Origin of the sequence: Bradyrhizobium valentinum (genome assembly GCF_001440405.1) — a bacterium.
In the GTDB taxonomy this organism is placed as follows: Bacteria; Pseudomonadota; Alphaproteobacteria; order Rhizobiales; family Xanthobacteraceae; genus Bradyrhizobium; species Bradyrhizobium valentinum.
Genome location: NZ_LLXX01000101.1, coordinates 1 through 13,079, shown reverse-complemented (window position 1 = coordinate 13,079; position 13,079 = coordinate 1). Strand labels below are relative to the sequence as shown.

General features: G+C 59.1%; 17 protein-coding genes. 12 read left to right on the top strand and 5 right to left on the bottom strand.

The genetic code is table 11. From position 1 onward, the window contains the following. Nucleotides 1–41: 41 nt before the first annotated feature. Nucleotides 42–434 carry a hypothetical protein gene (locus CP49_RS44645; RefSeq protein ID WP_156438435.1) on the bottom strand — a complete coding sequence of 131 codons (393 nt, stop codon included), beginning with the start codon at nucleotides 432–434 and terminating at the stop codon, nucleotides 42–44. A 375-nt stretch (nucleotides 435–809) separates the two neighbouring features. On the opposite strand from CP49_RS44645, the gene CP49_RS15090 reads away from it, so the two are divergent. Together CP49_RS15090 and CP49_RS44640 are read left to right on the top strand one after the other, a co-directional pair. Further along, nucleotides 810–1,112 carry a hypothetical protein gene (locus CP49_RS15090; RefSeq protein WP_057851017.1) on the top strand — a complete coding sequence of 101 codons (303 nt, stop codon included), beginning with the start codon at nucleotides 810–812 and terminating at the stop codon, nucleotides 1,110–1,112. Between the two features lie 78 nt (nucleotides 1,113–1,190). Next, nucleotides 1,191–1,358, top strand: coding sequence for a hypothetical protein (locus tag CP49_RS44640; protein WP_156438431.1), 168 nt, complete (start codon nucleotides 1,191–1,193; stop codon nucleotides 1,356–1,358). 76 nt (nucleotides 1,359–1,434) lie between these two features. Here the strand turns inward: CP49_RS44640 and CP49_RS15085 are convergent, their stop codons facing one another. Continuing rightward, on the bottom strand, nucleotides 1,435–1,833 hold the full coding sequence (locus CP49_RS15085) for a hypothetical protein (RefSeq protein WP_057851016.1): 399 nt from the start codon (nucleotides 1,831–1,833) through the stop codon (nucleotides 1,435–1,437). 221 nt (nucleotides 1,834–2,054) lie between these two features. Between CP49_RS15085 and CP49_RS15080 the strand changes: the two genes are divergently transcribed. From CP49_RS15080 to CP49_RS15065, 4 genes are all read left to right on the top strand, one after another. After that, on the top strand, nucleotides 2,055–2,792 hold the full coding sequence (locus CP49_RS15080; protein WP_057851015.1) for a hypothetical protein: 738 nt from the start codon (nucleotides 2,055–2,057) through the stop codon (nucleotides 2,790–2,792). Between the two features lie 23 nt (nucleotides 2,793–2,815). Continuing rightward, nucleotides 2,816–3,229: a hypothetical protein gene (locus tag CP49_RS15075; RefSeq protein WP_057851014.1), complete on the top strand. Its 414-nt coding sequence runs from the start codon at nucleotides 2,816–2,818 to the stop codon at nucleotides 3,227–3,229. A 138-nt stretch (nucleotides 3,230–3,367) separates the two neighbouring features. Beyond that, nucleotides 3,368–3,649, top strand: a complete 282-nt coding sequence (locus CP49_RS15070) for a hypothetical protein (RefSeq protein ID WP_057851013.1) — start codon at nucleotides 3,368–3,370, stop codon at nucleotides 3,647–3,649. A gap of 576 nt (nucleotides 3,650–4,225) precedes the next feature. Then, the gene (locus CP49_RS15065; RefSeq protein ID WP_057851012.1) at nucleotides 4,226–4,768 is read left to right on the top strand and encodes a hypothetical protein; all 543 of its coding nucleotides are present in this window, start codon (nucleotides 4,226–4,228) and stop codon (nucleotides 4,766–4,768) included. Nucleotides 4,769–5,207: 439 nt separating this feature from the next. Here the strand turns inward: CP49_RS15065 and CP49_RS15060 are convergent, their stop codons facing one another. Then, a complete protein-coding gene (locus CP49_RS15060; RefSeq protein ID WP_156438429.1) occupies nucleotides 5,208–6,005 on the bottom strand; it encodes a hypothetical protein in 798 nt (265 codons plus the stop codon). 24 nt (nucleotides 6,006–6,029) lie between these two features. Here CP49_RS15060 and CP49_RS42795 point away from each other — a divergent pair, with 24 nt between their 5' ends. The 5 genes from CP49_RS42795 (at nucleotide 6,030) to dapA (ending at nucleotide 8,518) form a co-directional block, all read left to right on the top strand. After that, nucleotides 6,030–6,248, top strand: coding sequence for a helix-turn-helix domain-containing protein (locus CP49_RS42795; protein ID WP_082646030.1), 219 nt, complete (start codon nucleotides 6,030–6,032; stop codon nucleotides 6,246–6,248). Between the two features lie 81 nt (nucleotides 6,249–6,329). Continuing rightward, nucleotides 6,330–6,572 carry a hypothetical protein gene (locus CP49_RS15055; RefSeq protein ID WP_338060356.1) on the top strand — a complete coding sequence of 81 codons (243 nt, stop codon included), beginning with the start codon at nucleotides 6,330–6,332 and terminating at the stop codon, nucleotides 6,570–6,572. A 230-nt stretch (nucleotides 6,573–6,802) separates the two neighbouring features. Next, nucleotides 6,803–7,066 carry a hypothetical protein gene (locus CP49_RS15050; RefSeq protein WP_057851010.1) on the top strand — a complete coding sequence of 88 codons (264 nt, stop codon included), beginning with the start codon at nucleotides 6,803–6,805 and terminating at the stop codon, nucleotides 7,064–7,066. Between the two features lie 35 nt (nucleotides 7,067–7,101). After that, on the top strand, nucleotides 7,102–7,545 hold the full coding sequence (locus CP49_RS15045; protein ID WP_057851009.1) for a hypothetical protein: 444 nt from the start codon (nucleotides 7,102–7,104) through the stop codon (nucleotides 7,543–7,545). A 7-nt stretch (nucleotides 7,546–7,552) separates the two neighbouring features. Next, nucleotides 7,553–8,518 carry a 4-hydroxy-tetrahydrodipicolinate synthase gene (dapA, locus tag CP49_RS15040; protein ID WP_057851008.1) on the top strand — a complete coding sequence of 322 codons (966 nt, stop codon included), beginning with the start codon at nucleotides 7,553–7,555 and terminating at the stop codon, nucleotides 8,516–8,518. On the opposite strand, the gene CP49_RS15035 is transcribed toward dapA, so the two are convergent. Together CP49_RS15035 and CP49_RS15030 are read right to left on the bottom strand one after the other, a co-directional pair. Next, a complete protein-coding gene (locus tag CP49_RS15035; protein WP_057851007.1) occupies nucleotides 8,515–8,886 on the bottom strand; it encodes a hypothetical protein in 372 nt (123 codons plus the stop codon). The genes dapA and CP49_RS15035 overlap by 4 nt on opposite strands. After that, nucleotides 8,864–9,154 carry a hypothetical protein gene (locus CP49_RS15030; protein WP_156438428.1) on the bottom strand — a complete coding sequence of 97 codons (291 nt, stop codon included), beginning with the start codon at nucleotides 9,152–9,154 and terminating at the stop codon, nucleotides 8,864–8,866. Before CP49_RS15030 ends, CP49_RS15035 begins: the two co-directional genes overlap by 23 nt. 1,990 nt (nucleotides 9,155–11,144) lie before the next feature. Here CP49_RS15030 and CP49_RS15020 point away from each other — a divergent pair. Continuing rightward, nucleotides 11,145–11,330 (top strand): hypothetical protein, encoded by a 186-nt coding sequence (locus CP49_RS15020; protein WP_057851005.1) that lies wholly within the window; start codon nucleotides 11,145–11,147, stop codon nucleotides 11,328–11,330. Nucleotides 11,331–13,079 lie beyond the last annotated feature (1,749 nt).

Sequence of the window (13,079 nt, the reverse complement as noted above, 5' to 3'; positions counted from 1 at the left end):
TCAGCGGCGACCGCTCTAAGCTGAGCAGCTACTTGTCCGGGTCATGACGGGCGGGACGACAAGATGGCCTGAAAGATCCGGTTCTTGATTCCGCAGCGGGCATTCAGCTCTTCGTCCGAAGGGTTCTCTAGCTGGTCCACCGCCTCAAGGGCCTTGCGATGCCAAAAGCAGAGCATTTCGATCTGCTGTTCTTCGAGGACGAATCCCTCCGGTAGCTTTCCGAAGATCTCCGGCGGATATTCCGGAAAAGACCAGTCGTGGACCAACGGCTCCCTGCGCAATTCGGCTAGACTTAGGCCGCGGGCTTCAGGCTCTCCTGCTGGTGCGGAGGCGTCGATCGCATCCGGGTTCTTGGATGGTGACGCCGTCAGTGAGGGCGACGGAAGTGCGACGGACGAGGCAACCGCTCCAGCGGCCGTAACAAGCATGTTCATGAGGAGCCTCCTGCTCAGAGTTGACCCAGTCCCAGTCAACGAATCCGTGGGAAGCGCATCCGGTTCGGTGCGCTCGCCGGCGGGCTGGAATGCGTCTGGACGGCTGGCTGGAATCAGGGACGCTGGGCACAATGGTGAAGCGCCTGGGGCGCTCTGACCTATGGGCGCGCTTATGGGTGGCGTGCTATGCACGCGGTCAGCCTTGGGTCATTTGGATAGCTGTCCTTTTTGGCTCGGGTTAGAGCCGAGGGCAAGCTGCAACTTCCCCTCGGCTTGCTTTTGTGGTACCCCATTTTTATGAGCAAGTCAATTAGGGGTACCCCGAACAAGAAGCGCGGCCGTCCGCCGACCACTGGCAGAGGCACGCAGATCGGTATGCGCTGGCAGGATCCTGAACTGTCCGCGATCGACGAATGGCGGGAAGCGCACGATATTGCTACTCGCCCAGAAGCCATCCGCCGGCTGGTCGAGCTCGGTCTGTCAAAATCCACCTCGTCCAAGAAACCTCGTGTACTTTCGACCGCTAAGCAAGGCGCCGAACGTGCGGTGGAATTGGCTACCGACGTGATCGGCAAGCAGATGCCGAACACAAGCGACGAGGAAAAGGCGACACGCCGGCGGCGCCTTATCAAAGGTCCTTCGGAGTTTCGAAATGTTAGGCGCGATCGACCGCAGTGAAGCTAGTTGCTAGCCGCCTTGTAGAGCTGGGGCTGAAGGCGAAGAGGAAATGACGTTCAACACTACAACGAGGGCGACATGATTTCAGTTTTGATCGGGGTTCTAATTATCGTCGTCGTCGGCGCAATCTGCTTTTGGGCGATCGACAAGTTCGCCACCGACAGCCGACTAGCAAATCTGCTCAAGTTGCTCGTGGTGCTCGTTTGCCTCGGCGCAATTGTGCAACGAGTGCTGCCGCTGACATAGCCAATGCCCGCGGCTTGTAGAGCCTCGGCCTCAAGGCAAGGGGAGCTAGCCATAGCCGATGAACCATTCGGCCTCCCTAGGGGCCCCGCCTCCTGAACTTCACAACTCTCCCCGGGCCCAGCGGTCGTCGTGGCGCCGGGGGTCTGGGTTCGATCGGGCGATCTGGAAAGAACGGCGTCCATTGATCATCGGTGTAGCCGTAAAGCACACTCCACCAGCTTTCAGAAAGCGACGCGCCGGACCAAGGCACCTCGGGAGTGTCTTCGATATCATTCGGGTCCTCTTTGTCGATCCCGATTGGCACCGAGATAGCCGGGCTTTCCCAACTAATCCCACCATCCGGCAGCTCGGCATACTCGCAATCGGCAGCTTCTGTGCACTCATCGATAATCGTGACCAAAGCATCGGGCTCGGCAGCGAAATAGAATCCGACAAGGTCGCGAGTGTCGATCAGGCGAACGAGATAGGCGGGCATAGTTGGGCGGCTCCCTCAAGACCAACCATCATCTCCAACCGCTCCCCAGAAAACAACCGGCCTTGGGTCGATTTTGGCCCTGCTGTCGCGGCAGGCCCGTGGCGCCTGCTGTCACCGACTTTCCACAGTCGGGGCGAATTGCTCTTGAGTCGCGCGAATCTGACCTTGCCCTCCCCTAGTAGTTGCGCTTGGATGTGCGTGGCAGTGGGGAGATTTCATCAATGCGTATTTTATCGATTGCGGCGCTTTGCGCTGCGCTGGGCGGCTGCGTATCGAACGGCGAAACCGTTTCTTTTAAGGCCTCAAATCCGCAGCAACAGGCGTTGATGCGCGACGGGCAACCCGCCCTCGTTTCACGGCAGAAGACTTCACTCGTGCTGGTCAAGCCGGCCGCTCGCCAGCTTCAGGCCAACGGCCGGCCGGTGTTTGTCGTCGGCATCAACAATCTTGGACGCCAGCCCGTAGATTTCCGGGTCGCGCAAGTCGAGGCGATCCAGCACGTCGCCGGCACCGACTACAGCATGCAGGTCGTCAGCTATGAAATGCTGCTCCAGGAGGAGAAAAACCGCCAGGTAGCCGCGGCTATTCTGACGGGCCTCGCCGTCGCCGGGAACTCATATAGCGCTGCAAACGCGGGCCGCGGAAGCTACACGACGCCCAGCGGCCGGACCGGAACGTTCTACAGCCCCACCGCCGCCGTGATTGCGCAGAACAACGCAGCTGTGCAAAACGAGGCGATGGTAGCGACGACGATCGAGGCGGGTCAGCGCAACATGGCCGCGCTCGAGCAAGCTGTCATCAAAGACAACACCCTCATGCCCGGCGAGTGGTACGGCGGCCAACTGCACCTTGCGCCACCCACGGACCAAGCTGGCGGGCAGAAGACCTACACGATAGTAATCACTGTCGGGAACGAGCGGCATGTGGTTCAGGTCGCACAGGGGCCCGCAGGAGCTTGAAGATCGTCCAAAGGCGAGCACGAATGAAGACCGCTGCACTTCTGGGGCTTGTGCTTTCCATCACCATATCGTCGGTCGCCGGTGCGGAAAAACTCACTCTCGCATGTCGATTCGAAGGAAGCGAGCGCCCCGGGCCGGAACGCGAAAAGGATGTGAACCAGCTTCACGTCGACACTGATTTACCAGTTGTCGAGCTGCGTGTTGCCCAGACGATGGGAACGAGTAACGAGGTCTATTTTGGCTATCGCAATCGTCCAGCCAAAGGAATGACAGACGATAAAATCCTAGTCTATTTTCTTGGATCAAAAATGAGCATGGCGGCAATCAGACTAGGAGTTCCAACCTCGATCGTTCTGGATCGATCAAGCGGCTCGATGGTGTGGTCGTGGGCAGATGAGACCGGCTCGCGCGCCTATCGCTACAGGTGTACGCCCTAGAACGGTTCGGGATCGATGAGAGCCCCAGCAGCAGCAGCAGCAGCAATAGGGATTTTGATCTCTTTGGTTTCTCCCACGGAGGCCGCCCCAATTACACTTGCATGCAAAGGCAGCCTTAGTTTTCCTGAGAGCAACTCAATGGCTATCGACGGAGATAGCGCGATTATCGATTTTGATGCCGGAACGTTTAAGCCGCCTCTCTACCATCCCTACTCGATCACCAAAATCAACGATACGCAGGTCACATTCGGATTCGAAAGCAGCACAACTTCCATTTTTGGCACCATCGACAGAATTTCCGGCAACCTATCAATGAACGTTATGAAGCCCGAGGAACGAAAGAGGCTCGCGGCCGGCGGAAGCGTAAAGATGCTGGCATGGATGGCAGCAAAATGTGTGCCCGCAAAGCCGATGTTTTAACAATGTTGCCCACCGTTTGACGCTCAGCCGGAATTGGAGGGCGGCTACAAGCCACCCGCCACAGGGCAGCCGAAGGTGTAGCCCGATGGCTGGGCCGTGGGCGCGCCTAAAGCGTGACCCACTTCCCATCACTAGAATTGGGTCGTGGTTCAATCACCGCGACATTGAGCGCGGAATCGCGTTAATCGTCGAGGATCGGGCACCGACGCCAGCAAAGGCTGATTCCGGGAAGCGCATCCGAAATTCCCAGTAAAAACAGGCTGTTAACGAATGATTTACTGTCGGAACTATCAGTTCAAATTTCTGTTGACACCTGTCAACGGTGACATACATTGTATGCGTGATGGCTAGGCCATCGCACCCAAAGAAAGAGGTTGAAGCCGCCGTCAGGTACGCTGAGGCCGATGGGTGGACCTTCCGGAAGATGGGGCATTGGGGACGATTGTTTTGTCCACATGCCGACCGGGATGGTTGCGCTCAACAGGTGAATGGAACGCCGGCCAACGCCGGCAACCATGCGAAGCAGATCATGAGGGCCGTCGACAGATGCCCTCATAAAGCAGAAGGAGGTCAAGGATGAAAACGTTTGAATTCAGCATCATCGCATCCGGCGTTGACCCGACTGCGGATGATTTCGGCGATCGATTTTATGACGCGGGTTGTGATGACGCTCTGGTGGCTTTTCAGAAGGGCCATACGATCATCGACTTTGCCCGAGAGGCCGATTCAATCGAGGAGGCTATTGCTTCAGCGGTCGAGAATGTTTGTGCCGCAGGTGCAAAGGTCGACCGCATTGAGCCGGATCCTCTCGTAAACCTCACAGAGATTGCGACGCGAACCGAAATGACTCGCGCTGCAATCTCTAATTATGCGAAGGGCGCTCGCGGTAAGGATTTCCCTGCTCCGGTCGCCCGGGTGACCTCCGACACCCCCCTCTATGATTGGGCAGAAGTCGCATCCTGGATGGCTATCAACAAGAAGATACCTGCAGAACTCGCTATCACCGCGGGCGTTTTCAAAGAGGCAAACTCCGCGATCGCAGAAGGTGAAATCCACCTCAGCGACCGCCTCAAGAAGCGCGCCAAAGACGACGAGTTGGCACTGGCAGAAGCGGCTTAGTCCCACCTTATCATTTGCCGCAAACACCGGCGATCGATGTCTAAAGACATCGACCCGACGGGTTGTAACGCAGCGCTTCCCGCCGCCCTACTTCCAACACCTGCCGGCGGCTTCCATTTCAGCGAGCGGCGATTCGCGTCACGCCCGGCCGATCGGCTTGCGGCCGGTATCCGGCTTTCTTGCTTTGACCGCCATTTTGAGCGCCTCGCGGTTCCAGAATTAACCCGCAGCGCGAACATTCAGCTTAACGAGCGACTTCAGTTGCGAGGCCAATCAGACTGCCTACGATAATCCTCACCGGACAGTTTCCCCCAAATTGTCCGGCCCGCACCGGCGAAGCCGTCAGGCGATCGAGCCCCCGCTTGGCGGCTTTGTTGGATCAGGCGCGCGTACTAATTCGTCGCATCGCGTCCGCTGCCAGTCAGGGCGCGGGGCTCAGCTAGTTGTCACGCCCGCGACGATCGATCCAACCCCTGGTTCCCACGATCACGGTTGTGGCAGCCAGGCCGACACGAATTCTTATCGTAGCGCTGGTATCGGTTCTTGTCTGGAGCCACCCGCCGTTAACAGATATGGCAGTTACTTGCTGCGTCACAGCTCTTTGGAAGGCGTTGATAGCACCTGGATCGTTTTCCGCGACCTGCGCATATACGATGGCGCTGTCGGTAGTGATTGCATTGTTGATCAGGATGCTGTGGAGCGCCCAGACGCTCACTCCTGTAGGAACTGATAACGTGGGCCCATAGAGAGCAGAGCCTGATGTGCTCAAATCCTGCACGGCGACCGCCCAAAGGAATTCATCCCCGCTCTGAACAAACAATGTCCATTGCGCCGAGCCATTGGTTTTCATCGAACCAATGCGACGAAAGAGGGTGTAGTTCGTTGGCAGCGTTGGCGATGTCGCGCTGAGCGAGATTAGGACGTCGACGACGCGAGTAGCTTTATCGATAGCATTAAGATGTTGCTGAAGTTCATTCAGCCGCTCTCGCGAAGGACGCGGAGGTTCACTTTGCGAGATATGATCCCCGACCAGTTCCGCGACCGCCTTTGAGTGACGCTCCGCGGGCGGCACAGTACGCAGCGCCTTGATTAGCCCGGCGATTTCTTTTTCGGTCGTTGCCTTCTGAGCAAACAACCCTTCCCTGCGCGCTATCAAGGCGGCGTATTCAGGCGAGGCCTCACAAAGCGATGGTACCTTGAAGTCCGGCTTTGTCGGTGATTTCGCAGCAAGCGCCATATCGAGCCTCATTGATCGTGAACCATGAGTCCGACCGTCGCAAAAGAGATGTTGTCAAAGCGCGATCTGTCGATTGCCGACGTGACGCTCGCGGTGGGGTTTAGCGATGTATCCCAACTGAACCGTATGTTTCGAAAATTGATTGGAGTTACGCCAACTGCTTTTCGGCGCGAGAATGGGCCTAGGTTAAAGGACGATAACGTCATCGCCACCGCGAGCAAAGAGACACATCGGGGAGCGTAAACAAAGCCATGAAACTACTTCACGTCGATAAGATGGAGCAGAAAATGCTCGCCGAGACGTGGCCATACTTTGAGTGCGAGTATGGCATTCAGTGCTGGTTCGCTTTTTTCTGCGCATGGCCATTCTCCTGGCTTTCGCGGCGTTCGGCAGCATCGGATTTGGCAGAAGCGCAGAAGCCTCGTCGCATTGCTGTGGATGGCCGCCATCCTCAGCGCCGTCGTCGGCGCGATGCGGCGCGAGCCGCCATTCGACGCGGTTCTCAACCAATGGGATGAAATGATGGCCTACTCAGCTTTGTGCAGCCTGGTTATCGGTTTCATCTGAACCGTCCCGGTTTGGAACATCCGGCGCTAGATCCTATACGGCTCCTATGTGAACGCCATCCCGCCGCTCTCGAATTCATATCCCGCCGGGAAGATATTGGCGACATGAGTCAAGCCGTCTCCCGACCAACGACACCCATCCGCAAAGTTCGTGCAAAACAACAATATCGCGATGGATGCGGCCATGGTTTCGGAGATTGCGCGCGGCTCACCACCGGAAGGAATACCAACGTGAAGCTCGTCGAACCTCCATCGTGTAGCTCTCCCTCTGCAATCGTGTTTATCGGCAGGAATAAGCGTGGCCAATGGGTCGCCCAGGAACAGAACGGGCTTTATGGCGGCCTGTTCGTCAACCGCGCGCAAGCCTTCAAATACGCGCTGTTCGAGAACGGTCATCATCCCGAAACGATCATCGAACTGGCGCGCGACATCGAACTCGACATGGGCGGCGCGCCCGCGTCCTCCGGCGCCATTCCCGCGGGTCGCGTCGCGTAGCCAGCCGAACGGACATCACTGTAAGGAAGAGAACGATGCTGCAGCCCTATTCCGTTTCTAACCGGGAGCAGGTGGTCGATACCATGATTGGCCTCACACGCCTGACAAGCCTGCATCGCGCCATCGTTGCCGGCAGCGGCAGCATGGAATTCTATCTTGCGCTGCGGCGGCGTGGCTCCCGGGGGGCAGCCACCGCCGCGACCTGCCGGATTCCGAAAGGACAGCATCCGGTCGGCCTGATAGCGGGAAACAATTCCCTGCAGGCGATTGAAGCCGCTCTCGTCGAACTATCGCCATTCCTTGGCACCAGCGCCACCGTCGCTGTCCTGATCGATTCCCGGGAAATCGGTGCCGGCCTGCGCATCCGGGGAAAACTGGAGCAAATGGGCTTTCGGATCGAAGCCGGTGTCAGGTGCCAGCAGGGCTTCGTGCTTTCCGCCGTCCGGCACGGCTTTGGCCAGATGGAAAAGGCGGCGTAAAATCCCCATGACGTCAGTTTCAACTCCCGCCACCTGGCTGGCGGGCTACATACCCGATGTTCCCACACCGTTCGATGAACACGGTGCCGTGGATCTGGGAGCCCTTGCGAAGCTTTGCGAGCGCCAGATCGATGCCGGCGTCACCGCCATCCTGGTCAGCGAAACCAGCGGCGAAGCCTCGACGCTGACGCCCGCGGAACAGGAAGGCATCATCCGCGCCGCCGTCGAAGTGGCGCGGGGCCGCGTCCGCGTCATCGCCGGCGCCGGATCCAATTCGACCAGCCAGGCGATCGAGCTGTCGCAGCGCGCCGAAGCAGCCGGCGCCGATGCGGTGCTTTCGGTGGTGCCCTACTACAACAAACCGATGCAGGCGGGAATCCAGGCGCATTTCAGGGCGATTGCAATCTCGACCGCGCTGCCGATCATCCTGCACGACGTTCCATCCCGGACCCTGCGCGAGTTGTCCGACGACACGCTATTGCGGCTCGCCAACTCGAGACACTTCATCGGGTTGAAGGATGCAACTGGCGACATCCCGCGGCTATTGCGCTTGCGGCGGCTTCTACCGGCCGGGTTTCGGCTGTTATCCGGAGACGACGCGACGGCGCTGCCCTTCATCGCCAATGGCGGGGACGGCTGCATTTCCATCGTCTCGAACGTCGCGCCGGAACTGTGCCAGGCCGTGTTTTCAAATTGCCGGCTGGCGCGGCCGCAGACCGCGCGATACCTCCACGACCGGCTGGTGCCGCTGACGGCCGCCCTGACGAAGGAAAGCCCGGCGGCCCTGAAATACGCACTTTTCCTGCTTGGCTTCATTTCCCCGGCCACCCGCCTGCCCATCGTCGAACTGCCCGACGATGCGAAATCGGAAGTCGCAAGCGCGATCGCGGAGATCGGCGATGAGAACATCGGCTGTCCTGTCGAGCGCTGGCACGGACCTCGTCTTCACGAAGATTCCGTGGTCCAATCCTAGGCACGGCCCGGATGAGTTTCGAGGTTCATGGAATGGCGTGGTTTGCCGGCACGTTGCGTGCCTGGCATCTGGCAGTCCTGCGCTATGCGATGACGTTGGACAATGCCGACCGGCTGGCTGTGCTCCGGATCGCCCGCGAAATCGACAGGCTCTATCCGCGGCAGGAAGGCAGCACCGAGCTCGAATTCTTTCGCCGCACCAGCGTGGAGCTTTGCGCAGCGATCCTGCAACCGAACGAACGCGCCCCCGCGGTCTTGCAACAACATCTGGCCCGGCTTGACGATGATCGTCTCAAGCGGGCCTTTGCGGCGGTGACCGGCGCCAGCCAGCCCGCCGTCTCCCCCGTCAGCCGGCCCGCCCGACGGCATGACCTATGGAAGGGCGCTCCATCGAAGCTGAGTGACGCACCACCCAGTTATTGCCGGGCGGATCGAAACGAATGCCGCGAAGCTCCAGATCGTGCCGCATCCGGCGCACCTTCGAGTCGGCGATGGCCTCGATCATGGCTTTCAGGTAGCCGTTGACGCGCCGCAAGGCGCGGCGCATCCGGACCCCACGCTTTGCATGCGACCGGGCAAACCGGCGGGCGCTGATGTCCGCCCACTGTTCGAGCAAGCGAGGATTGGAACGGTTCACGGTTGAGCGCATTCAAACTAAGTGCCAGGCGCCGCCGTCTGGTGCATTGGAATGCCGGCCCCAGCCATCCCCCGCTGGGGCCGTTTCACTCCGAAACGAAAAGCCCGGCAAACGTGCCGGGCAGTTCGGGAGTATTTTCACCGCGCCGAAATGCGTATTTCGCCCCTGCTGAAATGAGTATTGCCGCCGTGCTGAATCGAGAACATTAAAACTCTGATGCTCACCAGTGTCTGCACTGCATGCGGAACATTCTCTCCGTAAGAATACGGTGGACCTTCACTCACGGGAATAACTTGGTAGTTGCCGCCGAATGGCTCATGCCCGAGTGTCGGCGGTTGAAATGGCGACCCCGGCGCCCATAGCCCCGCGCTGGTGCCATTTCGGACTTGGTGTCCTCATTGGCACGCCAGAAACCTATTGCCTGAGTATTTTACTGCCCTGGTCCACCCCGTTTGACGATCCTATTCCGCTTCCGCGTGGACGATCCCTCGTGACTTTGAGGGACGCCGCCGACCACATCACGAAGCTGTCGAGGGCCGAACACTCCGCGCCGGAATGGCAGGCTGCAATTGAGGCGCTAATCCTCGTTGCAGAGAACGACGGCCCCACGATGTTGGCCCGGATCGGCGTCATGCGGGCGTTGAACCGCGGCCATGTCCGCGAGTTTACCGAGCCAGGGAAAAAGCATCATTGGGGGCGCCGGAAGCTAAAGAGAGACCAATGAAAACGGTCTGGATTTAGGTTGATACCAGCAAGCAGGTCGGAGACCGTGACCATCTCAAGGTGTTTGCAAACTCGGACCTTGCCGATGAGTGGTTTCTGGTGAACGATCCTGAAGGCGTCGTGTTTGAATACGAGGTTATAGGCGCCGTGGATGACGAAACCGGGTAAGGCCGCTGACGGCATCGCCAAGACCGAAGTTGATCATCACAGGAAATGCCCGGCTGCGGGCAGTGGTTCGATATGGGCGGCCTTCGTCAAGTGTTCGAGCATATTCATGACGCGGGCGACCCCGATCACCTCAAAGTCTTTGCCAGCGAGGACGCCGCGGAAAATGGTTTGAGGAAAACCACCCGGAGGGCGTGGCGTTTGAGTACGAGGTGAACGATCCAGAATAAAAATGGCCCCAGCGCGCGGCGGTGCGCCGAGGCCATCTAAAGTATTCCCATTTCAAATTGCCAGACGGAGTAGTGGGTACCCATCTGGCGTACCGATAGAAGCGGGAAAAGGTGGCAGCGTCTGCCCAATAGTGAGCATAGCGCGGAGGCCCGCCAGCCCTGGGCCGGGCCTGTCCTCAGGAACCTGCAGCCTTGCCGAGAGTCGATTCCATCGCTCCCGGGGGATCTGTGGAGACGAACCGGGAGAAAGTGGCGGCCCCGGCTTGCGCTAGAAACCTGGCTGGGGCCGTTTTGCAAGCGGCCCGCCAGAGCATGGTATTCACGGCGCCAATTTGATCCGTGCACTTAAGACATCGAGGAGCCGCCATGATGATCCGCTTTGCTTGCTTTGGGGCCTTCTTTGCAGCTTTTGCTCTTGCCGAACCAGCTTTGGCCGCGGGCGGATGTGGAGTCGGGTGCAGCAGCACGTCTGAAGGGGCTTGTGTCCGCGATGGATGGCAGCAAGCTTTGCGCGTTCGGAACGTGTGCCCGGCAACATCCCAGCCATCACCCCCTTGCGGCCCATATCACCGATGGAGTCGGCAATCCATGATGTGCATACCGCTTTGAACCGACCGGTTAGCGGCTCCGGCAATACGCAACGCACCGGGGCCGCCGACACAGAGACCCCCGGCGGGGGGCTTGGGAGCGTTGCCGGGGAAGTTTCAGAATAGGCTTCCATCGGCCCGTCGTCTGTCCGGCCGCCGACAATGGGCAGGCCCGCCAGCGTGAACCGGCGGGAGATCCGTCCAGCCTGAACTTTAAGAAAACAGTAACGCCAGTGTGGCGTAGTAGCGCTGTTTGGCTGGGGTCTCACAGTGGATGGGCCCGCAATGACAGAATATACAGTCAAAGAGATCGGCCATCAGTGGATGGTGTACGCCGATCGGAAAAGCATCGCTGCCTGTGCCGACGAAACTTCAGCTTTGAAACTGATCATCGACGACAGCGCCGCCAAGAGCGCCAGACGTAAAGCGATCATCCCCAATATTGGAGAAAGCAAAGCCCCGCCAGCATGAACCAGCGGGGCCTTGGAGAGTAGTCAGAAGCCAGCGAGCCACTTCCCGGCCATCGCCGGCTCGGGTACGGCTAGGAAGCCGATCAGCCTACCATGGAGGATTGGAATCCAGTGACTTCAGGCGCGCAACCAGTTCGACTCGACTTCTAACTCCCGGATGTGTTCGTCAGTCGGGCCAGACGTGAACTCGTGAGCTAACTCCCGAAGGCGCGCTAGCTTGGTCTCGATCGCTTGTTTTTCCCGATCTTGATCCATGCTCAGAAGACGCGTCATAGCAAGAAAGGTTCAGCTCGCGACGTAACTAAAACGCCACATGATCATGGTTCCGGCCATTCGGCGACGAGGCCCCCGGCGGCGGCATAGTGGGAATGTCAGCAGGACTTGCTCCGGAGTCCGTTCCTATGGCCCAGTTTCAGCACCAGCCCTTCTTCCAATGACCGGGTGGGCAGCCCCTGAAAGCAGCGGCTCGGCGCGCGGTGAGTGGACGACACGCGCCAGGCGCGGATTTTCAATCTGTGTAGCTGCTGACCATCCTGCCGTATTGCCATATAGCCAACACCACACCGGCTCCGCATAGAAGCCAGAACACAATTTCCCAATTCATTGGCGCCTTTTGCATTAATCCCTCCGCTTCGTTGGATCAGGATCAGGCAGGCGGCGGCTTCGCCGGTCTATTTTGACTTGATCGTTGCGGCCTCTTCCGCGGACGCATGGGGACTGGTTAGTCGCTCAGTTCGAGCCTCAAAGAACGGCCCCGGTGCGGAGCTGGTGTGCGCCCGGGACCGCTCCCTCTCCTTGAGCGTCCCGTCTCGGAACGCAATCAATCGTACCGGGGAAAAACTCGCATCGTCTGTCGGCCACCGGACGGACGGCAAATCCGATCAGGAGTCACGATTTCCCTGAGGCACAAGGGGCATTGCTATGGATTGGGTAGAGCGTTGTTTTGCCGCGGCAACGATAACTGGGTCATCATTTTCGTCGGCGGTCTGACCTGGCTGGCGTTGCTTTGGGACCTAGCAGTCCCGATAAGCGTCTAGCTGAGGCTCCCGGCTGTATCGCCCCCAAGCCCGTTTTCTAATGGCGCTCGCGGAGGGGATTCTTGGTAAAATTGCTCCCATGCAGCGCCAGCAAAAATCACGCTCGGGGAAATGCGATGTCGGGCGGCCCTCGCCGGCTGATCGTCTACTGCGGCGACTACAAATGCGCGCATTCGGAAGTGATCGACGCTGATCGCTGGGGCGATGACGTTCGGTTATCCGACCTGGAGCGTAAATTTACCTGTCAGCTTTGCGGCCACCGCGGCACCGATGTCCGGCCACTGTTCGAGCAAGCGCGAATAGGAACAGGAGGTCGCTAGGCGCGTTGGATGCTGGCGCCAATCTGCAAGTCCTGCCTGGCGCATTGGAATGACGGCCCAGCCATCAGCCCCTGCTGGGGCCGTTTCACTCCGAAAACGAAAGCCCAGCATCTGGCCGCGCGCTTCGCAAACCTTCTGAATGTTATGAAACGCGAACATCTCTCGGAGTGAAGGGTTGTTCGCGGCATCTGGATGAAGGTGAACTATCTACAGATCAGCCTATCTACGGTAGCCGCGCGCGTCCCGCGGAACCACATTTGGCGGCGGCATCGAATTTCTTTGGGAGGGCGTGAGATTGAGGTTTCGGCTCTTAGTGTTCGTTGCTGCGCCGGGCTGTTGAGTCCAACCGTCTCTTTGTATTCCAGGTCCCGCGGGGCCGTATGGCGCGCCGAG